The organism is Candidatus Alcyoniella australis, from assembly GCA_030765605.1.
GTDB lineage: Bacteria > Lernaellota > Lernaellaia > JAVCCG01 > Alcyoniellaceae > Alcyoniella > Alcyoniella australis.
The window spans coordinates 24,729-45,195 of the sequence record JAVCCG010000001.1; the positions used below are offsets into that span (position 1 = coordinate 24,729).

At 63.4% G+C, this 20,467-nt stretch carries 18 protein-coding genes; 13 read left to right on the forward strand and 5 right to left on the reverse strand.

What is annotated here, in order from left to right; translation table 11 throughout:
• Positions 1-105: 105 nt before the first annotated feature.
• Positions 106-2,037, reverse strand: coding sequence for a glycoside hydrolase family 127 protein (locus tag P9M14_00115; protein ID MDP8254126.1), 1,932 nt, complete (start codon positions 2,035-2,037; stop codon positions 106-108).
• Positions 2,038-2,189: 152 nt separating this feature from the next.
• Between P9M14_00115 and P9M14_00120 the strand changes: the two genes are divergently transcribed.
• Positions 2,190-3,338 carry a hypothetical protein gene (locus tag P9M14_00120; GenBank protein MDP8254127.1) on the forward strand — a complete coding sequence of 383 codons (1,149 nt, stop codon included), beginning with the start codon at positions 2,190-2,192 and terminating at the stop codon, positions 3,336-3,338.
• Between the two features lie 300 nt (positions 3,339-3,638).
• Here the strand turns inward: P9M14_00120 and P9M14_00125 are convergent, their stop codons facing one another.
• From P9M14_00125 to P9M14_00140, 4 genes are all read right to left on the reverse strand, one after another.
• On the reverse strand, positions 3,639-4,859 hold the full coding sequence (locus tag P9M14_00125) for a hypothetical protein (GenBank protein ID MDP8254128.1): 1,221 nt from the start codon (positions 4,857-4,859) through the stop codon (positions 3,639-3,641).
• 141 nt (positions 4,860-5,000) lie between these two features.
• Positions 5,001-5,474 (reverse strand): DUF2062 domain-containing protein, encoded by a 474-nt coding sequence (locus P9M14_00130; GenBank protein ID MDP8254129.1) that lies wholly within the window; start codon positions 5,472-5,474, stop codon positions 5,001-5,003.
• A gap of 141 nt (positions 5,475-5,615) precedes the next feature.
• Positions 5,616-7,268 carry an OmpA family protein gene (locus P9M14_00135; protein MDP8254130.1) on the reverse strand — a complete coding sequence of 551 codons (1,653 nt, stop codon included), beginning with the start codon at positions 7,266-7,268 and terminating at the stop codon, positions 5,616-5,618.
• Position 7,269: 1 nt separating this feature from the next.
• Complete coding sequence (locus P9M14_00140) at positions 7,270-9,540, reverse strand: metallophosphoesterase (protein ID MDP8254131.1); 2,271 nt, start codon at positions 9,538-9,540, stop codon at positions 7,270-7,272.
• A gap of 270 nt (positions 9,541-9,810) precedes the next feature.
• Here P9M14_00140 and rplU point away from each other — a divergent pair, with 270 nt between their 5' ends.
• The 12 genes from rplU (at position 9,811) to P9M14_00200 (ending at position 20,157) form a co-directional block, all read left to right on the forward strand.
• A complete protein-coding gene (rplU, locus tag P9M14_00145) occupies positions 9,811-10,122 on the forward strand; it encodes a 50S ribosomal protein L21 (protein ID MDP8254132.1) in 312 nt (103 codons plus the stop codon).
• 10 nt (positions 10,123-10,132) lie between these two features.
• A complete protein-coding gene (rpmA, locus tag P9M14_00150; GenBank protein ID MDP8254133.1) occupies positions 10,133-10,399 on the forward strand; it encodes a 50S ribosomal protein L27 in 267 nt (88 codons plus the stop codon).
• Between the two features lie 95 nt (positions 10,400-10,494).
• The gene (gene obgE, locus P9M14_00155; GenBank protein ID MDP8254134.1) at positions 10,495-11,538 is read left to right on the forward strand and encodes a GTPase ObgE; all 1,044 of its coding nucleotides are present in this window, start codon (positions 10,495-10,497) and stop codon (positions 11,536-11,538) included.
• A gap of 160 nt (positions 11,539-11,698) precedes the next feature.
• Positions 11,699-12,772: a mannose-1-phosphate guanylyltransferase gene (locus P9M14_00160; protein MDP8254135.1), complete on the forward strand. Its 1,074-nt coding sequence runs from the start codon at positions 11,699-11,701 to the stop codon at positions 12,770-12,772.
• A complete protein-coding gene (gene proB / locus P9M14_00165) occupies positions 12,769-13,929 on the forward strand; it encodes a glutamate 5-kinase (GenBank protein MDP8254136.1) in 1,161 nt (386 codons plus the stop codon). Before P9M14_00160 ends, proB begins: the two co-directional genes overlap by 4 nt.
• 173 nt (positions 13,930-14,102) lie before the next feature.
• Complete coding sequence (locus P9M14_00170; GenBank protein MDP8254137.1) at positions 14,103-14,654, forward strand: 2-oxoacid:acceptor oxidoreductase family protein; 552 nt, start codon at positions 14,103-14,105, stop codon at positions 14,652-14,654.
• 9 nt (positions 14,655-14,663) lie between these two features.
• Positions 14,664-14,981 (forward strand): 4Fe-4S binding protein, encoded by a 318-nt coding sequence (locus P9M14_00175; GenBank protein MDP8254138.1) that lies wholly within the window; start codon positions 14,664-14,666, stop codon positions 14,979-14,981.
• The gene (locus P9M14_00180) at positions 14,978-16,180 is read left to right on the forward strand and encodes a transketolase C-terminal domain-containing protein (GenBank protein ID MDP8254139.1); all 1,203 of its coding nucleotides are present in this window, start codon (positions 14,978-14,980) and stop codon (positions 16,178-16,180) included. The genes P9M14_00175 and P9M14_00180 overlap by 4 nt, the downstream gene beginning before the upstream one ends.
• Complete coding sequence (locus tag P9M14_00185; GenBank protein MDP8254140.1) at positions 16,177-17,118, forward strand: thiamine pyrophosphate-dependent enzyme; 942 nt, start codon at positions 16,177-16,179, stop codon at positions 17,116-17,118. The genes P9M14_00180 and P9M14_00185 overlap by 4 nt, the downstream gene beginning before the upstream one ends.
• A 6-nt stretch (positions 17,119-17,124) precedes the next feature.
• Positions 17,125-17,601 carry an NAD(P)H-dependent oxidoreductase subunit E gene (locus P9M14_00190; protein ID MDP8254141.1) on the forward strand — a complete coding sequence of 159 codons (477 nt, stop codon included), beginning with the start codon at positions 17,125-17,127 and terminating at the stop codon, positions 17,599-17,601.
• 3 nt (positions 17,602-17,604) lie between these two features.
• The gene (locus P9M14_00195; GenBank protein ID MDP8254142.1) at positions 17,605-19,455 is read left to right on the forward strand and encodes an NADH-quinone oxidoreductase subunit NuoF; all 1,851 of its coding nucleotides are present in this window, start codon (positions 17,605-17,607) and stop codon (positions 19,453-19,455) included.
• A 9-nt stretch (positions 19,456-19,464) separates the two neighbouring features.
• Complete coding sequence (locus P9M14_00200; GenBank protein ID MDP8254143.1) at positions 19,465-20,157, forward strand: 2Fe-2S iron-sulfur cluster-binding protein; 693 nt, start codon at positions 19,465-19,467, stop codon at positions 20,155-20,157.
• Positions 20,158-20,467: the final 310 nt, after the last annotated feature.

The following is a 20,467-nucleotide window of genomic DNA, read 5'->3' on the forward strand; positions in this document are numbered from 1 at the left end:
CGGGCTGTTGTATTACAACTGTGGTTGTACGCGAGCCATGCTGCCAAGGTGCCGTCGCGGAGAGGCACGCTGTATTACAAAAAACCTGGTGATACGCGAGTTTTGTTAAAGTGCCTCGCGCTGGAGCATGATTTGGCGGGCGATCAGCAGTCCTGAGATGTTGTGCTGGTTGTAGTCGATCTGGATTTTGCTGTACGAGCTGTTGTGACGAAAGCCGCCTAGGGCCATTGACGGGTCGGGGTAGAGGAAGGCGGTCTCGGGCCGGATCATCGTTGAGATCTGGAAGGTGGTGCCGGCGCGGATCGTGCGGTAGATGCGGTCCATCATCTCGCGGTCGCCCTCGCGCTGGGCCAGCAGGTAGACCGCGGTAAAGCCTTCCATCCGGCTGCCCGCGGGCGTGACGTTGGGCGTGCTCACCGGCCCGATCCACAGGTCGAGCTTGCGGCTGGTGCTGTAGCCGCCCAGCCAGTCGGGGAACGGCGCGCGCGTCAGGTACTGATCCTTGATCATGTTCTGGGCCAGCAGGTAGGCGTAGTCGCGGTAGGCCGGATCGCCGGTGACCTCGTGCAGCTCTTCCAGGGCGAGCATCATCCAGGCGTCGGGCGGCACGTACATCTGCATCCAGAGGACTTTCCAGCGGTCGTGCACCAGGAAATCCGCGCCGCGCCGCGCGTACTCGAGCCACTGCGGATTGCCGTCGAGCTGGTAGAGCCGAACCAGGCCGAAAATCGCCTCTCCCGGGTAGTAGATCGAGCGCCGGTTCTTGGCGGGCCGATTCGGGTTCATCGAGGCGTAGTTGATGAAGTCGCCGTTGGGAAGCTGTAGCTGGCAGATCCCGCGCGCCAGGCCGTCCATCGCGTCCTTGTGCGACATGTCGCCCGTGGCCCGCGCGTGGGCCACCAGGGCCAGGATCGCCAGACCCGCGCCGCCGAGCTTGGCCTGATTGCGGCCGTCCTCAAGCATCACCAGCGCGCCGGGAACTCCGGGCATCGGCACCGCGCGTTTGAGCATCCAGCCCAGGGCGCGCTCGCCCCCCTCGCGGAAGCGCTCGAGGCCCGTGGCGTCGTAGAGCTGCATCAGCGAGTAGGTGGTTCCGCAGTGCCGCAGCAGGTTGTAGCCCTTATCGTCGAATCCGTCGCCTATCAGGTAGCGCCCGAGCAGGGCCTGCGGGTCGTCGCGCGCGGTTTTGCGCCTAAGCGGGTAGTAGCGGTAGTAGAACTTGCCGTTGGGCTTGAGCAGCCGCAGCAGAAAGTCGCCGCCGATCAGGCAGGCGCGCTCGATCTGTGCAGGCGAGATCTCGTCGATCCGGCCGCCGACGCGGTAGATCGACTGTACGCCGCGCCCCGGGAAATGTTCGATGAACGAGTCGGTGCGAAAGCGGTAGAGTCCCTGGTCGAGCTGCAGCGGGATCTCGATCCCGCGCCCGGCCTTGAGTCGGGAGATGAAGTTGCGCGGGTGCAGCTCGAGGCGCACCGAGTCGTCGGGCATGGCGCAGCTCAGCGCTTGACCGTCGGACCAGGCCACGCCGCTCACGCCGCGTTGCAACGAACGGTTGGTGAAGAAGTCGCTGAGCAGCCGCAGCCGGTCGATCTCGCGCACCAGCTCGACCTGCAGTCGATAGCAGTCGAGCAGCCGCGGATCCAGGCCGATGTCGATCAGCGCCGAGCGTGACGCGGCCAGGGCCGAGGCGTAGCTCTCGCCCGACGCGGCCGCGCGCAGCCGGGTCGGCTCGGGCGGCGCAACGCTGAGCGCGCGCGCTTCGGGGTCAATGTGTCGCAGTGCGATTTCGCTGGCGCGCTGCACCGAGCGGCGCAGCTCCTGCATTTCCCACGCGGGCCAGAGCGTGACGACCACTGCCGCCCGGCCGTTATCAGGAGGCAGATCGGGCAGCCCGTTTGCCAATCCTTGATCGTCGATTTCGCCCGCGAGGCAGGCGCGGGTCAGCTCGAGAATCTGTGCTTTTTGTCCGTCGTTCAGATCGTCGAACGCCTGGAAGGGCGCAGGGCTGTTGTAGTTAAGCAGCAGGCCGGCAATCAAAACGATTACGGCCGCACCAAGCAGATATCGCCAAGCTCTACCCATAGTCTGCGGAGGTTAGCACGCCCTTTTTACGCCAGTCAATTGTTGACACTTGATCGGTGGTGCATACTATGAAAGCAAATACTTAGGCTTCTTGGGAGACTCATCCGATGAGACGCTACGGGCTCGTAGTCTGCTTTGTGTTGCTTTGCGTTGTGGGACTGTGCGCAGTTCCGTTCCTGGGCTGTCTGGATACTTCGACCCCAGTCGATCAATCCGACGACGACGTTATTGACGACGACGATAATGGCGACGACGACGACGGGCAGATGGTCTGGATCGCAGGCAAAGACTGGGTCGGGGGCCGGGGAGTGCTGCTGCAACGCGAGCAGGACGGCTGGAAAAGGCTCGACCCCCTCGATCCGGACGGCAACTGGGACCTGAAGCAAGTCGCCGTGGGCGGTGCGAACTACGCCGTGGCGGTGGGCAACCTGCTATCCGAGTATCAGGGGCTGATCGCCTATTTCAACGGCGAGAAATGGAGCTCGATCTCCCCCTCGAGCGCTCCTGAAAAATGGTCGCTCAACGCCGTGGACATCGCCGATGACCACGTGGTGGCCGCGGGATCGGACCAAGAGAATCTCGCCTCTCCGGTGGGGTTGCTACTGCACTACGACGGCAACAGCTGGCACAACCGCGACCTGCCGCAGGTCGGATCGGAGTGGGAGCTGCTCGACCTGGACATGCTCTCGAACGAGAACGGCTTTGCCGTGGGCCACTCGGGTCGCAACGGCAGCCGACAGGGCGTGATCCTGCGTTGGAAGGACGCGGAGTGGATCGACTACACTCTTCCCGACGTGTCCGACGACTGGGAACTGCACGCGGTATCGTTCGCCGGAACCGGCGCGGTATGGAGCGTGGGCGTGGACAACTCGGGGACCGTGTCGCGGCCCGTAACGCTGTATAAGTCCGAGGGCCCGTGGCAGCAGGTCGACGTTGAGGACACGCGGATGGAGCTCAACGGCGTGAACTTCATCAGCAGCTCGTTGGGATTTATTTGCGGCGAGAGCCTGGGCAAGGGGATCGTCTACCGCTTCAACGTCGGCGACTGGGAGAAACAGGATCTGCCGGACGTCGACGGTCAATGGTTGCTCAACGATATCGCCATGGTCAGCCAGACCGAGGCCTACGCCGTTGGCAAGTCCGTGCAGGACGACCAGGGGATCGCCCTGTACTGGAACGGCGCACAGTGGTCTCAGATCGACCTGCCGCAGATTAGTTCGAACTGGGAGCCGTTGGGCATCGGCGTCACCCACTAGTTCTAATCATCAAGCTTCCACTGCTGCGGCAGCTTCCAGCCGCAGTTAATCCAGCTCTTACCGGTTGGTTCTCTTTACGTCGCGGCGAGCGTCGTTGACCCACGAGACTAATACGATCACGAGTTTTGCGGCAGCTCCAAGCTGTATCAAGGGTGCGCAGGTTGTTGCCGCTGAGCCGCTTTACGTCGCGGCGAGCGTCGTTGACCCACGAGACTGGTACGATCGCGAGTTTTGCGGCAGCTCCAAGCTGCAAAAGGGCGGCCGCAATGGCCGCCCTTAGTGTTGAATTCGCGGTTGGTACTAGTGAACGGTCAGGTCGTTGAGCTGGACGCTGATCGTGTCCTCGAATGTCGGCAGGGTCTCGTCGGACCAGGAGTCGCCAGTATATTTGGTGAGGATTCCTCGGCCCTGTTCCAGCTCGGTGTCGAAGTAAACGCCGCAGACCCAGGGCACATTAGCGGTGTCAAGGGTGCCGCCGATAAGAGCCCAGGTGTCGTACGCCAAGTCGGGCGGGATCTCCTCGAAGCTTTCGCCGCTGACAAAGCCGACCTGTCCGCCGCTGGCGGCGCCGCTGTTGTCATTGCCCACGATCAGCACCGCGTCTCCGGTGTGGGTCACCGAGCCGATGTTAACGTCGCTGATTGAGAAGAGCGGCGGAGTCAGTTCCCAGGTGTCGAATTCGGGTTTGTAGATCATGGTCACCGACTCGGATCCGGCCGTGTTGTAACCCGCGACGAACGAGTCGATCGCCTTATCCGGGCTGATGCCCAGGGCGTAGAATTCCCAATCGGCGGAGATCTCGGGCATTAGGTAGGGCTCGCCAAAGCCTTCGTTCGTCCACTTGAGCACCAGGCCGGTCTTGCCGCCGGTTGTGGGGAACTCGGCCCCGGCGAACCAGGCTTCGCTCTGGGAGATACAGGTTACAGTATTGAGATACCAGTCGGTTAGATAGGTCGGCGCCACGTCGCTCCAGGTGCCGTTGCTGTAGCGATAGATCAGGGCCTGGGTTCCGTCGCGGCCGGCTACGAAGCCGAAATCCGCGGAACAGAAGTCGACGTCGTGAAGCTCGAAGGACTCGGGAAGGGTAATGCCGCTGAAGTCGATATCAGCCCAGCCCTTGCCCGTATACTGCAGGGCGATGCCCACATCTTCGTCGTTGCCAACGGCGTAGCCCGCGGTTGCGGATACGAAATCCACGGCGTCGAGGGTCCAGGATACGCCTTCGGCGCGTTCGGGCACGGCCACCTCGCTCCAGCTGCCCTTGGCGTCGCGCTGTAGGGTCAGGCCGGTTAGCTCGTTGCCCTCGGGTGCAAGGGTTCCCTTGAAGCCTACAGCCCAGGCGTAATCGACCACAACATCATCGTCATCATCGTCGTCGTCATCATCGTCGTCATCATCATCGTCGTCATCGTCGCCGGAATGATCGTCGTCGTCGTCATCGGACGAGCAAGTCACCGTAAACAGCATGGCGATTGCCAGTAGGATAACCAGCCATAGGCTGAACCATTTATAATTCGACATAGTGTTTCTCCTCAAGGGCCCCTTATGTTTTGAAAATAGTACTACAGGAGCTTGGCGCACATCAATCAATTATCTCACGCGGCCGTGGCCGCGCAGGGGTCGTTGATTGACGATAATCAAAATCAGCGAGGTTTTGGGCATCTACTTCGCGGACCCCACCGCTGCTGGATCTTGGGTCCTAGCGGCGAGCCGTTTACGGCGCCGCACAACCAGCCAAGCGCTGAACAGACCCAGCAGGGTGCCGAGCAGCACACCGAGCACCAGTCCGCCGACCAGCCAATCCAGGAACAGCACCTTGGCTTGCACCAGGCTGAAATCGGAGAAGCTGACGTGGTACCAAGCGCCGTAGAGAATCCGGTTGCCTACGTGTACGCAGGCGTAGATCACGGGCAGGGCGATGATCGGGTTGCTGACCTGAGTGCCCAGCAGCGAGGCGAGTTTGTTCAATCGCAAAGCGTAGGCCAGGCCAAGGGTCATCAGCGTGTGCAGGCTGTAAAAGGGCGTCAGCCCGATGATCACGCCCGCGGCCACGGCCAGTCCGATGCGCCATGGGCTGACGTGTTCCGAGACAAGCCGGGCCAATCCCGCACGAATCGATCGGATAGGATTGCGCATGGACTTTTTTAACCCGGACTGTTCATCAGGCTTATGCTGCGGCTCACATTCTACTCTCAATAGCGGCGTCTTAAAGCCGCGAGCCGGGCAGGGCGGTTCGCTCCGCTCTCAAGCCCGGCCCGTCGGCAACAGGGAGCAAGGCTATTTAATGACCAGGAACTCCACTCGGGCGATCGGCTCGGCGCTTCCCATGCCCTTGGTCTTCAGCCGTCCGGCCGTGATTCCGCGGCGCACCAGGTAGTTGCGCAGGGTCTGAGCGCGACGCTCGCTGAGCTGCTGCAGCTCGTCGGCCTCGCCGACATCGTCGGTGTGCACCCTGATTTCAACGGTCAGCTCGGGATGGGCCATCAGGATGTTGGAGATGTCGTTGAGCATCGTCAGGCTCTCGGCCGATACGCGCTTGTCGCTACCCTGGGCAAAAACGATCGGCGTGGGCAGCCGGATCTCCTCGGCGAAGAGCACCACGCCGCTGGGGCGGCGGTCGATCTCGACCTCGGGGCAGCCGTCGTCGTCGCGGTAGTTGTTGAAGGTCTCGGCCTGCAGCGGGCATTGGTCCGTTGCGTCGGCGATGCGGTCGCCGTCGGTGTCGGCCTTGAGCGGATCGCTCTTGAGCTCGTTGACCTCGCGGCCGTCCTCGATGCCGTCGCCGTCGGTATCGACGTTGCGCGGATCGGTGTTGGCGATTTTGACCTCTTGGCCGTCGGACAGGCCGTCGTCGTCGCTGTCGGCATCGCGCGGATCGGTGAGCGTAACTTTGAGCTCCTCGCCGTCAAGCAGTCCGTCGCCGTCGCTGTCGGGATTGTTCGGATTGGTGTTGGCCTGCTTCTCCTCGAGGTTGGTCAGGTTGTCGCGATCCGGGTCGGCCGTGGGCGCTGCCGACGCGGATGCCGAAGCCGCGCGACTGGGCCGCTCGAGCGGCGGGTAGGTGAAGCTCAGTCCGGCGAACCCGCGGTAGGACGGGCTGCCGATGCCCGGGGTAATACCCGCACCGCCGCCGAGCACCAGCGCGATTCCCGCGCCGGGATAGATCTTAATACCGGCCTGGGCCTCGATCGGCATCTCGGCGTCGATTCCCTCTACGCCGTAATCCGAGGTCTTGCCGAAGGTCTCGCCGAACAGGTCGATCCGACGGTGAGCCGCGATGTCCAGACCGATGCCCCACAGCAGTTCGCCCGCGGGCTCGATTTCGTCGGTGGCTCCCTTATAGCGGTATCCGCCGTTGATCACGATGTTGACCATGTCGAAACGCTTGTCCAGCACCAGCTTGGCGCCGAAGTCGTTGGCGCCCGCGCCGATGTACAGTGCGTCGTCGCCGGTGGCGAACGAGCCGAAGGGCACCAGTGCGATGCCGAAAATCCCGTCCGGGCTGTTCTCGAGAATGCCGATCTTCAGCGCGGCCTGTAGATCGCCAAATCCGTTGCCGTCGGCATCCTTGGTGGGAAAGCCCTTGAGCCCGACCGCGCCCTGACCGCTGCTGGCGACCATGTTGTAGCTGCCGCCGAGCATTACGTCCAGGCGCTTGATCACGCCCACCGAGGCGTAGACGTGGTTGGCGAACAGGCTTTCGACCGCCACCAGATCGCCGCGATCGCCGATCGAGAACACCAGCGGCTCGCCCGCGTAGTTGGCCAGGTAACCCAGGCTGAACTGTCCCATCTCCAACGTGTCGGAGTTGTACAGTGACATCAGGCCGGTGGTGGTCAGCGCCGGGTTCATGTTCTGGATGTCGATTGCCGCCGCGGGCGCGGCCAGCAGGCCGACGATCAGTAGCGCGATTGACAGGCGTTTTGGCATCTCATGCCCTCCGTCGAGCAACAAGCAGAAATAGCATGCCGAGCAAAACAAATATCAGCGTTGCGGAAGTTGGGCCGTTTTTCGCGGTCTGGCAGCCGCAGCCCTCTTCCTCTTCGTCCTCATCGTATTCGAGTTTAATCGTTGTCTGGCTCTGCGATTGGGCGCCGTGCTCGTCCATCACGATCAGTTGCACGATGTAGTAACCCTGGCCCGGCGCGTGAAACGTCAGCCGGTCGCCTGAGAAGCGCTCGGAGCTGATGAACCAGTCGTAACGCACGATGCGGTCGTCCTGGTCCGGGTCGAAGCTGTCCTCGGCCGAGACCACGAACAGGCCCCGCTTGTGGTCCACGCGCTCGACGGCGATGGAGGCCAGGGGAGGAGCGTTGTCCGTGTCCGGCGCGGCGACGATGGTGTGCAGCCCGCCCTGCCAGGGCTGGGGCGGGAACTGCGCGGCCTCGCACGCGGCGGGCAGTGCGGCGCGGGCGTAGATTACGGTCTCGCCCTCGTCGCCCAAGCCCAGGTCGACGATCGGCAGCTGGGTCTGAGTAAACAGGTCGTAAACGCGGTAGCCCGTGCCATCGCCGCGCATGTAGAACTCGAGGTTGATCGTCACCGGCTGGAACAGCGAGTTGTTGGCCAGCACCTCGACCACATTAGTGGTGCCGTCGTTGTAGGTCAGCGGCAGGGTCCAGACGTTGCCCGCGGGGAGCGATTGCAGCGAATTCTCGGCCGAGAAATCGACGTCGCGCAATATCCCGCCCTCAACGTCGATCAGCCGGTAGCCCCAGTAGTCCATGTCGGTGTAGATCGAGGAGCAGGCCGTGGTGGTGTGCACCCAGCGCATCGGCCCCTGGGTCGCAATGCCCGTGGACCGGCCCTCGTAGTCGATCAGTTCGTCGCCGGGCTCGAATACGTCGACCCAGTCCGAATGCACGTGGCCCAGAAACACGTGGCTCACGCCGTGGTCGACAAACGCCTTGAGCGCCAGCACGCCGGTGTTGACCTCCGGCGTCTCGTTGCTGATCGGGTCGGCCGGATCCGAGTCCCAGACCTCGCTGTCGTAGTTCCACTCGTCGTTGGTCAGGCCCAGCGGCTTGGCCGGGAACTTGGTGTTGGGAGAGTAGGGGCCGCGCATATCGTGGTGGCCGAAGACGATCGTCTGTCGGCCTTCCACATCGTTGGCCTCGAGATCGGCGTAGAGCCAATCGAGCTGCGGCTGGGTCATGAAGCCGCCGTAGTTGTCCACCGGGCTTGCCAGCGGCGGCAGCGGCAGCGAATTGCGGCGCTCGCGGCTGCCGTCGTAAGTGTTCAGGCCGACGACATGCAGCGGGCCGTAGTCGAAGCTGTAGTAGGGCGGGCCGAAAGTTCGGCGGAAATAGTCCAGACCGTCGTACTGCCAGTCGGCTTGGCGGACCATGCTCGCCATGCCGTCGTGGTTGCCCGGGACCATGAAGATCGGCACCTGGGTGTTCTTGAGCAGATCGTAGGCGTTACCGTATTCCTCGACGTAGTCCAGTCCGTAGACCAGGTCGCCGCTGAGCAATACGAACGCCGGCTTGAGCAGGTTCAGCTCGCTGATCTGCTGGCCGACGATTGCCGATACCAGCTGCTTGTCATCTTCGGTGTAGCCCGGGAAGTCGGCCGAGTTGAGCATTCTGCCGCCCGAGGCGCCGCGCGGGTCGTCGATGTGCACGTCGGTGATGTGGGCGAAGGTCAGGTCCGGCGAGATCTCGCGTACAACGTGCAGCGCGTTGAGCTGCTTATCGGCGAAGAATACCGTCGAGACGCGCACGGAGTAGGCGTCGGCGGGCGCTCCTCCGTTGACCCGGCAGCCAAGCTGGTACACGCCCCAGTCCTCTAAGTAGTCCACGGACTCGATGCTCAGCGGATAGGTCTGGGCCACGGCGTCGCCGACCTTCTCTTCCTCATTGTAGGGGTCGCTTTCGCGGGTCGTGATGTATCCGCGCCAACTGTCCGGATCGAGCAGCCGGTCCGCGAAGTGCGCGGCCATCAGCACGGTCAACTCGCCGCCGGGCTCGGTGATCGCGGGCATGCCCAGCACCGGGTAGATCATCTCGCCGATGCGCGGGAAAATCGGCCACTCCTGGTCCACGGCCAGGGCGTCGGAATAGCCCAGCCCCTCGGCGTCCACTGTTCCGTAAGGCCAGCCCGCGATGCTCGATAGGCTGTCGGCTGCCGCCGGGGCGGTGAGGCCGACGATTAGCGCCAGGCAAAGGATCGCTGTTGATATCGTATGCTTCGACGTTGCCATTACGTGATCTCCCTGGTGTCCACCGCTTGCACGGGCGCACAAATCCAGAACTGGAACGCGCGCCTGTACGTTTCAAACACAGTACAGGTAGTATTATATGGTACACTGCGCATCCGGATTATTAAACATCGGCAAGGTTCTTTTTATCCGACCGACCGCGCGGCAGCGATAGACCCTTGACATACGGGACCCAAAGGGTGTAAAAATCCGCGCTCTAATTGCTCGAGCCCGGTTCTTTTTTGATCGGGGCCCGTAACACAAGGTGTAATCATGTACGCGGTATTAGAATCCGGTGGACAGCAGTTGAAGGTCGCTGAGGGCGACGTGGTCAAGATCCATAAGATCGAGGCCGAGGACAGCGCCGAACTCGTGATCGACAAGGTGCTGATGATCTCCAAGGACGGCGACCTGCAGGTCGGCAAGCCCTACGTTCCCAACGCCAAGGTCACCGCCGAGGTGCTCGGACAGGGGCGCGACAAGAAGGTGATGGTTTTCAAGAAGCGGCGTCGCACCGGCTTTCGTGTGATGCGCGGCCATCGTCAGCCGTATACCGAAATCAGGATCGTCAAGATCGAGGCCTGAGGAGTAAGCAATGGCTCATAAAAAAGCAGGCGGCAGCTCACGCAACGGCAGGGACTCGGCGGGTCGGCGCTACGGCGTCAAGCGCTACGGCGGCGAGCAGGTAAACGCGGGCACGATCCTGATTCGTCAGCTCGGCACTCGGGTTCACCCCGGCGCCAACGTCGGCGTGGGACGCGACTGGACGATCTTCGCCAAGATCGACGGCGTGGTGTGCTACGAGCGGATGGGCAAGGACCGCACCAAGGTCAGCGTCAAGGAGATGTCGGCCGAATCCTGAGCGATCACAAATTAAACAGCGACAACGGGCTGGCCCCTGGGCCGGTCCGTTTTTCTTTTCAGCGCCCGGAGCATTGTTCAGGTTATGATCGAACCATGAAGTTTGTTGATCGAGTAAAAGTGATGGTCGCCTCGGGCGATGGCGGCAACGGCTGCGTATCGTTCCGTAGGGAGAGGTACGTGCCGCGCGGCGGGCCCAACGGCGGCGACGGCGGCCACGGCGGCTCGGTGATTTTCAAGGCCGACCTGAGCAAGCAGACGCTGATCGACCTGAGCTTTCATCGGCATATACGCGCTGATCGCGGCGATCACGGCAAGGGCTCGGACCGCCACGGCCGCAAGGCCGAGGACCGCATCGTGCACCTGCCGCCGGGCACGGTTGTTAAAGATCCGGAGAGCGGCGCTGTGCTGGCCGACCTGGATCGGCCCGGCGCGACCTGGGTGGCGGCCAAGGGCGGACGCGGCGGTCGGGGCAACGCGCGGTTTCTGAGCAACGCCAATCGAGCGCCGCGCGAGTTCGAACCCGGCTTTCCGGGCCAGGAAGGCTGGCTGCTGCTCGAGCTCAAACTGATCGCGGATATCGGACTGGTTGGCTTTCCCAACGCGGGCAAGTCCACATTGCTCTCCAAGCTCACCCGGCGCAGGCCCAAGGTCGCGGGGTATCCGTTCACCACGCTCAGCCCGCTGCTCGGGGTCCACGTTGCTCCCGGCGGCCGCGAGATCGTGCTCGCCGATCTGCCCGGGCTGATCGAGGGCGCGGGCGAGGGCGCGGGCCTGGGATTGCAGTTCCTGCGCCACGTGGAGCGCACGCGCGCGCTGATCCACGTGATCGACGTGCTCGATCCCCAGCGCGAAGATCCGTTGGCAGCCTACGACGCCATCGGCGCCGAGCTCGAATCCTACTCCCCGGACTTGATTACCAAGCCGCGGGTGGTGGCGCTGAACAAGATCGACCTGCCCGGCGGGTTGGACGCGGCGCGTGCCGCACAGGAAGCATTTGCCGATCGCGGCGTGCGCACGTTACTGATCAGCGCCGACCAGCAGCAGGGATTGCCCGAGCTGGTCGAGGCGGCCGTAGCGCTGCTGGAAAAGCCGCCCGAACCCGAGTGGATCGAGCCGCAAGGGGGGAAGGCACCTTAGAGGTGCCCGCCCGGCTCTAAGCCGGGCGCTGCTCGCGCCTACCAAATAATGTTATCCAACATTATTATCCACACCCATTTGGCTTGTGTTCCGATTACAGTCCTGCCGGAGATTGCCAACGGGCGGCTGAATTACGATACTTAACTCTTTGGAGGATTAAGTGAGACACGCCGTGATTATGGCCGGGGGCACGGGAACGCGCTTCTGGCCGCGATCCAGAGAGAATAAGCCCAAGCAGCTGCTGGCGATCACCGGAGAGCAGTCCCTGCTGCGCCAGACCTTCGAGCGCCTGGCCCAAATCGTCGGTCCGCAGAACGTCTGGATCGTGACCTCCGAGCAGCTCGCGCAACAGTGCATGGACGAGCTGCCCGAACTGCAATCGGAAAACGTGCTGGCCGAGCCATTGCGACGCAACACCGCGCCCTGCGTGGGACTGGCCGCGGCCGCCATCGAGCGCCGCGATTCGGATGCGGTGCTCGGCGTGTTCCCGGCCGATCACCTGATCGGCAAGCCCGAGAGTTTCGCTGCCGTGGCGCAGGCCGCATACGCTGCGGCCGAGGCTCAGGACGTGCTGGTGACCCTGGGAGTGGAGCCGTTCGAGGCGGCCACGGGCTACGGCTACATCGAGTTCGGTGAGGTGGTCGAGCGCATCGCGGATCAGCCGCTGCACAGTGTTGTGCGCTTCATTGAGAAGCCCGAACGCGAACGCGCCCAACAGATGATCGATTCCGGCGGTCACTTTTGGAATGCGGGGATCTTCTTTTTTTCCGCGCGCGCGATTTTGGCGGCCATTGACCAACACATGCCGCAGCTCGGCGCGCAGATCGCAATCTTGCGCAATGCTGCGGACGACGAGCAGTTCAACGCGGAACTGGCGCGGATCTATCCGCAGATCGAGCCGCAGTCCATTGACAACGGAGTGATGGAGCATGCGTCGAACCTGCGCGGCATTCCGGTGGATATCGGCTGGAGCGACCTGGGCGCCTGGACCGCCCTGGCCGAGCTGCTCGAGGCGGACCAGAGCGGCAACGTCAACGTCGGTCGGCTGTTGGCCCTGGACTCATCGGGCTGCATCGTACACTCGGCGGACAAGCTGGTGACGCTGATCGGCGTGGACGACCTGGTCGTGGTTACGACCGACGACGCGGTGCTGGTCTGCGACCGCAAGCGCGCCCAGGAGATCAAACGCGTGTTCCAGGAGCTCAAGGACCGCGGCTGGGAGGAGTACCTGTGACCCTCGACCGCCGCGAGCTGATGTCCCAGACGCGCACCGTGGTGATTAAAGTCGGCTCGGGCGTGCTGGCCGACGCTGACAACAGCGGGCTGAGCATGGCGCGGGTGGCCGAGCTGGCGCGCGACGTGCAAGGCGTGCGCTCGCGCAACGTGCGCGTGGTGCTGGTCAGCTCGGGAGCGATTCTCGCCGGTCGCGGCAGGCTGGGGCTCAACGCGGGACCGTGCAGCCTGGCCGAGACCCAGGCCGCGGCCGCCGTGGGCCAGAGCGCGCTGATGCAGGCCTACGAGCGCTACTTCGCCACCTGGAACGGCAAGGTGGCCCAGGTGCTGCTCACCGGATCGGGACTCTCGGCGCGTGCGCGTTTCAACAACGCGCGTCAGACCCTGCGCGTGCTGATCGAGCGCGGATTCGTGCCCATAATCAACGAGAACGATACCGTGGCCACCGAGGAGATCACCTGCGGCGACAACGACAAGCTCGCCGCGTTGGTGGTCAATCTGGTGGAGGCCGACCTGCTGGTGATGCTCTCGGTGGAGCAGGGGATTTTCGATGCCGATCCGCGCGGCGGCGACGCCAAGCTGCTGCCGCTGATCCGCGATATCGACGAACTGGCAAAGCGCGTGGGCGAACCCAAGCCCTCGATGACAGGCCGCGGCGGAATCGCCAGCAAGGTCGCCTCGGCCAAGATCGTGGCGCGCTACGGCGTGCCGACCGTGGTGGCCCACGGTCGCGAGCCCGATGTGCTGCGACGGCTGTTCGACGGCGAAGATTTGGGCACGTTGGTGCTGCCCGCGACCGAGCAGCTGGGCTCGCGCAAGCACTGGATCGCCTTTGGCAGTCGGCCCAACGGTGCGCTGGTGATCGACCAGGGCGCGGCCAGCGCCCTGCGTCGCGGCGGCACTAGTCTGCTGCCGCGCGGGGTGATCGAGGTGCGCGGATCGTTCAAGGCCGGCGAGCTGATCGCGATCGTCGAGCAGTGCGGGACCGAGGTCGGCCGCGGGGTTGCCAACTACTCCGGTGAGCAGTGCGCCAAGGTCATGGGCCATGCCGGCAGCGAGATCGAGGCGCTGCTGGGCGTATCCGGCGCGGACGAGCTGGTGCACGTGGACAACATGGTGCTCTCAGATCCGATCGAGGATCGGCCCAACGGTGTGTAATCGTAACTACTGTTATTAGGGGCCGATGGGCGGATAAAGGTGGCGTTGTAACGGGGCGCGATATGTTGACATCCTCGCGGTACGGCGTTTAATATCGCGCTGCGCGACACTCCGCTTTTCCGTGTTTAGAAAATTAAGATGAATCCTCCATTTATCATGAGGTTTGCCGGAAAATGATCGAGATTCGCTTTCACGGACGGGGCGGCCAGGGTGCCGTGACCTCGGCCGAATTGCTGGCCCAGGCGGCGATCGGCGAGGGCAAGTACGCCCAGGCTTTCCCCAGCTTCGGACCGGAGCGCCGCGGCGCGCCGGTGTTGGCCTTTGCACGCATCGACGAGCAGCAGATTCGCTCGCGGGAGCAGGTCTACGAGCCCGACGTGGTGATCGTGCTCGACCAGGCGCTGCTCTCGATCGTCGATGTTGAGGCCGGGATCCGCGAGGGCGGACTGGTTGTGATCAACAGCGGCCGATCGGCTGCGGAGCTGCGCCAAGAGTACAAACTGCGTTCGGAGATCTGCCTGGTCGACGCCACGCAGATCGCAATGGAAGTGCTCAAGCGTCCGATCACCAACACCACGATGCTCGGCGCGATGCTCAAGGGCCGCAACCTGGTCGAGCTTGAGAGCCTGCGCGCGCCGCTGGAGCATCGCTTCGGCGCACTTGCCGCGCGCAACTTCGACGTGATGAGCAGGGCCTTCGAACAGGCGCTGCTCGAGAAAGCCTAGGAGAAACAGATGGCAAAGCTACCCGGTTGGAAAGATCTCAGTCTCGGGATCGCCATTACCGATGCGGGGAACGCCAAGGAGTACCGCACCGGCGACTGGCGCTCGATGCGGCCGGTGACCGACGAGTCCAAGTGCATCTCCTGCGGATGGTGCTGGCTTCTGTGTCCGGACCACAGCCGCCAGCCTTTCCCGCGCAAAAGCCCCAAGGCCGATTGCCCGTTCGACGATTTCTACGACGTTGACGAGTACTACTGCAAGGGCTGCGGGATCTGCGCTGCCGAGTGCCCGACCGGCGCGATCAAAATGGTCCCGGAGGTGGGACAATGAGCGCTGAACAGGCCAACCACAAGCGGATCGGCATGGAGGTCAGCTTCGCCGTGGCCGAGGCGGTGAAGATGCTCGAGGTCGAGGCGATCGCCGCCTACCCGATTACGCCGCAGACGCATATCGTCGAGGAACTCAGCCAGATGGTGGCCGACGGCGACCTCGACGCCGAGTACATCCCGGTCGAGAGCGAGCACTCGGCGATGTCGGCCTGCCTGGGCACGTCGCTGGCCGGTGCGCGGACCTACACCGCGACCTCGAGTCAGGGTTTGGCGCTGATGAACGAGGTGCTGTTCGTGGCCTCCGGGCTGCGGCTGCCGATCGTGATGACGATCGTCAATCGTTCGCTTTCCGCGCCGCTTTCGATCTGGGGCGACCATTCGGACATCATGTCGATCCGCGACGTGGGTTGGTTGCAGTTTTTCGCGGAGAACGGCCAGGAGGCGTTCGACCTGACGATCTGCGCTTTCAAGGTTGCCGAGGATAAACGCGTGCTGCTGCCCACCGGGGTCAACCTCGACGGGTTCAGCGTCAGTCACGTGGTCGAGCCGATGCTGATTCCCGATCCCAAGCTGGTGCGCGACTTCGTGCCCTCCTACGAGCCGCAACTGCGCGCCGATCCCGCCGACCCGGTAATGATCGGCCCGATCGGCATCCCCGAGATCTACACCGAGGCGCACATGGCGCGCGACGTGGCCTTGATCCAAAGCCGCAAGCTGATCGACGAGGTGTTCGCCGATTTTGAAAAGGTCTTCGGTCGGCGCTACCACGCGCTTGAGAGCTACCGCGCGGACGACGCCGAGGTGATCGTGATGGCGATGGGCGGCATGGCCGAGACCGCGATGGGCGCCGTGGACACCCTGCGCAACGAGGGCATCAAAGCCGGGCTGGTTCACATTCGGGTCTGGCGGCCGTTCCCGTTCGACGATCTGCGCGCAATGCTTAAAAACGCCGAACTGGTGCTGGTCATCGACCGCGCGCTGTGCGCCGGCGGCCCCGGCGGCCCGGTGGCCTCCGAGGTGCGCTCGGCGCTCTATCCGCTTGAGAAGCGGCCGCAGGTCGCCTGTCAGATCGCCGGGCTCTCCGGCCGCGACGTGCGCGCGCTGCACATCGTCCAGATGCTCAAGCGTTCGATGGCTCAGGCCGAGGCGGGCGAGCTTCCCGAATACGAACTGCACAACGTCAGGGAGGTGGCACAGTGAGCGACTACAACGTCTACGCTGCGCGGCTGCTGCCCCGTTCCGAGTTCTTCACCCCCGGGCACCGCGCTTGCCAAGGCTGCGGCCCGGCGATCGTGCTGCGCCAGGTGGCCAAGGCCCTGGGACGCAACACGATCGTGGTCAACGCCACCGGATGCATGGAGATCGTGGTCAGTCCGTTTCCGCATTCGGCCTGGGAGATCCCGTGGGTGCACACGCTGTTCGAGAACACAGCGGCAGTGGCCAGCGGCATTGAGGCCGGCATCAAGGTGCTGGCGCGGCGCAAGCGGCACTTCACCGACAGCGGCAAGATCAACATCATCGCCATCGGTGGAGACGGCAGCACCGCGGACATCGGTATGGGCTGCCTTTCCGGTGCGCTGGAGCGCGGCCACGACTTCATCTACCTGTGCTACGACAACGAGGCCTACATGAACACCGGCATCCAGCGCTCGAGCGCCACGCCGATGGGAGCCTCGACCACCACCAGCCCCGCGGGCAAGGCCAGCAAGGGCCAGTTCTCGCGCAAGAAGGACCTGGGCTACATTGCCGCGGCGCACCACATCCCGTACGTGGCCACGGTCACCCCGGCGCATCCCTTCGACCTGATCGACAAGCTGCGCAAGGCCGCAGCGGTCGAGGGCCCCGCGTTTATCCACGCCTTTGCTCCGTGCCCCACCGGCTGGCGCTGCGGTGCGGACACCACGATCAAACTCGCGCGGATGGCGGTCGATACCGGCGTGTTCCCGCTGTACGAGGTGGTGGACGGCAAGTGGAGTCTGACCCACGAGATCGAGGATTTCGAGCCGCTGGACGAATACCTGTTCGCCCAGGGGCGTTTCCGTCATCTGAAGAACGACGCCGAGTTCGTCAAGCAGCTCGAGTGCGACGTGCATCAACAATACGAAGAAATCCGCGCGCGCACCAAAGCAGGGGCATAGACGCTTATGGAATTCGAAAGCCAACGCATCGACGAGTTTATCGGGCGCTACGGCCGGGAACAGAGCGCGCTGATCCAGGTGCTCCAGGATATCCAGGCCGAGTACAACTACATTCCCAAGCCGGCGTTGAAATACCTCGCCGAGCAGCTCAAGGTGCCGCTGAGCGAGGCCTACAACGTGGCCACGTTCTACGAGACGTTCAGCCTCGAGCCCAAGGGGCGCAACCACATCAGCGTCTGCTTGGGCACGGCCTGCCACGTGCGTGGGGCGCAGCTGATTCTCGAGAAGTTCGAACGCGAACTCGGGGTCCGCACCGGTTGCACCAGCCAGGACGGCGAATATTCGCTGGACCGCGTGGGCTGCCTGGGCGCCTGCGCCCTGGGGCCGGTAGTTACAGTCAACGGCGAGTACCACGGCCACATGACGCTCTCCAAGATTGACAAGCTGCTGAAAAACATCAGGGCCGAAAAGAAGGATGAGTAAGCCATGCCGCGCCTGAATAATCGAGACGAGCTAAATGCGCTTCAAAGCAGGCTGGCCGAGGATCGCGACAAGCGTAAGACCGCGCTGGTGGTCTGCGCCGGCACCGGCTGCCGCGCCAACCGCAGCTTCGAGGTCTACCAGGCGTTCAAGGACGCAATCGAGCAGCGCGGCCTGGGCGAAACGGTCGAGGTTCGCGCCTCGGGCTGCCACGGTTTCTGCGAACGCGGTCCGCTGCTGGTAATCAAGCCCAAGGATATCTTCTACCAGCACGTGACTGTCGACGACGTGGACGAGGTGATCGAGCAATCGGTGCTCGGCGAGAGCCTGGTCGAGCGTCTGCTGTGGACCAATCCCGACGGCAGCACGATTGTCGAGGAGTCGCAGATCCCGTTCTACAAGCTCCAGCGCCGGCTGGTCTTCGGCCGCAACGGCGAGATCGACCCCACCAGCATCGAGGACTACCTCTCGATCAACGGCTACCAGGCGTTGGCCAAGGCGCTTGATACGATGCAGCCCGCCGATGTGGTCGCCGAGGTCAAGCGCGCCAATTTGCGCGGACGCGGCGGCGGCGGATTCCCCGCGGGCGTCAAGTGGGAGAGCACCGCGGCCGCACAGGAGCAGCCCAAGTACATTTTGTGCAACGCCGACGAGGGCGACCCCGGCGCGTTCATGGACCGCTCGCTGCTCGAGGGCAACCCGCATCTGGTAATCGAGGGGATGCTGATCGGCGCGTTCGCCATCGGCTCGAGCAAGGGCTACGTCTACGTGCGCAACGAGTACCCGCTGGCCGTGATCAACCTCAACATTGCGTTGCAGCAGGCGCGCGACTACGGCCTGCTGGGCGAGAACATTTTGGGCAGCGGCTTTAACTTCGATCTGCAGATCAACCGCGGCGGCGGAGCGTTCGTCTGCGGCGAATCCTCGGCGCTGATGGCCAGCATCGAGGGGCGTCCCGGCGAGCCGCGCGCCAAGTTCGTGCACATGGCCGAGTCCGGGCTCTATGACAAGCCCAGCAACCTGAACAACGTCGAGACCTGGGCCAACGTGCCGATCATTATCGACAAGGGCGCTGACTGGTATTGCAACATCGGCACCGAGGGCTCCAAGGGGACCAAAATATTTTCGCTGGTGGGCAAGATCAACAACACCGGTCTGGTCGAGGTGCCGATGGGCATCACCCTGCGCGAGATCATCTACGAGATCGGCGGCGGCATTCCCGGCGGCAAGCAGTTCAAGGCCGTGCAGACCGGCGGACCCTCCGGCGGCTGCATTCCGGCCGAGCATTTGGACCTGCCCGTGGACTTCGACAAGCTCTACGAGGTCGGCTCGATGATGGGCTCGGGCGGCCTGATCGTAATGGACGAGCAGACCTGCATGGTCGACATCGCCCATTACTTCACCGAGTTTCTGGCCAAAGAATCGTGCGGCAAGTGCACGCCGTGCCGCGACGGCCTGCACCAGATGCTGCACGTACTGACCCAGATCAAAGAGGGCAACGGGCAGCCGGGCGACATCGAGCTGCTTGAGGATCTCGGGCAGTGCCTGGCCGACGCCAGTCTCTGCGCCCTGGGTCAGACCGCGGCCAACCCGGTGCTGACCACGCTGCGCTATTTCCGCGACGAGTACGAGGCGCACATCAAAGATCACAAGTGTCCGGCGGGCGTGTGCAAGGCCCTGATCGAGTACCGCGTGATCGATGATAAATGCACGGCCTGCGGCCTGTGCCGCCGCGTTTGTCCGGTAGACGCGATCAGCGGCGCCAAAAAGGTGGTGCACAAGATCGACCTCGAGAAGTGCATCAAGTGCGGCGCCTGCATCGAGTCGTGCAAGTTCGACGCAATCGAGAAGAGATAGGAGGGGCAGGTGGACAGCACTCCCCAGAAGGTAAAAGTCACCATCAACGGCCGTTCGATCGAGGTCGAGCAGGACACCACCATCGTCCAGGCTGCCGAGCAGCTGCGGATTCATATTCCGACCCTGTGCTACAACGAGAATCTCGCGCCCTACGGCGTGTGCCGTGTGTGCATGGTCGAGATCGACGACGGTCGCCGCAAACGGATGGTCCCCTCCTGCGCCTTCCCGATCCGCCGCGAGATCAGCGTATCGACCAACAACGAGCGCGTGCGCCGCATTCGGCGCTCAGTATTGCAACTGCTGCTGGCGCGCTGTCCCAATGAGCCGGTCGTTAAAAAGCTCGCCGCCGAGTACGGCGTCGACGCGCCGCACCCGCGGATGCTCATTAAGGATGATGACTGCATTCTCTGCGGCCTGTGTGTGCGCACCTGCCAACAGATCGTTGGCGTGGCCGCCATCGGCTTTGAGGGGCGCGGCTACGAGCGTCGGGTGGTGCCGCCCTACGACGAGCAGAATTCGCAGTGTCTGGCCTGCGGCGCCTGCGCCTACGTCTGCCCCACGCAGTGCATCGACTTCAGCACCAGCGGCGATCTACACAAGCTGGAGCGCTGGCACCGCGATCTGGACGTGTCCAAACTGCCCGAGGCCGAGCGCGGCCGCTACAACGCGTTCCTGGGCAACTTCTTCAAGGACAAGATGTAGCAGGGGCGGCTTGGAGCCGCTGCATGGCTCGCGTAGTTCGCTGGCCGTAACGCCACGACCTTTTTCGCGTCGGCAGCTTTGAGCTACAGCAAAATTCGCGCAGAACGCTGGTCGTAATCCAATGTGCCTCTCCGCGACCAAAGATCGGGGGAAATGGGTAAAGATCGTTAAAACGATCTTTGTGTATAAGGCGAGCGGCGCATTGCCTCAGGGTTTTCATAAACTCCTCACCTTGCCACCTCGAACAACACCTCTTCTCTCGGCATAAATCCGAGGCCGATTTTTAATCGAAATCGATTCGCTTCGTTGA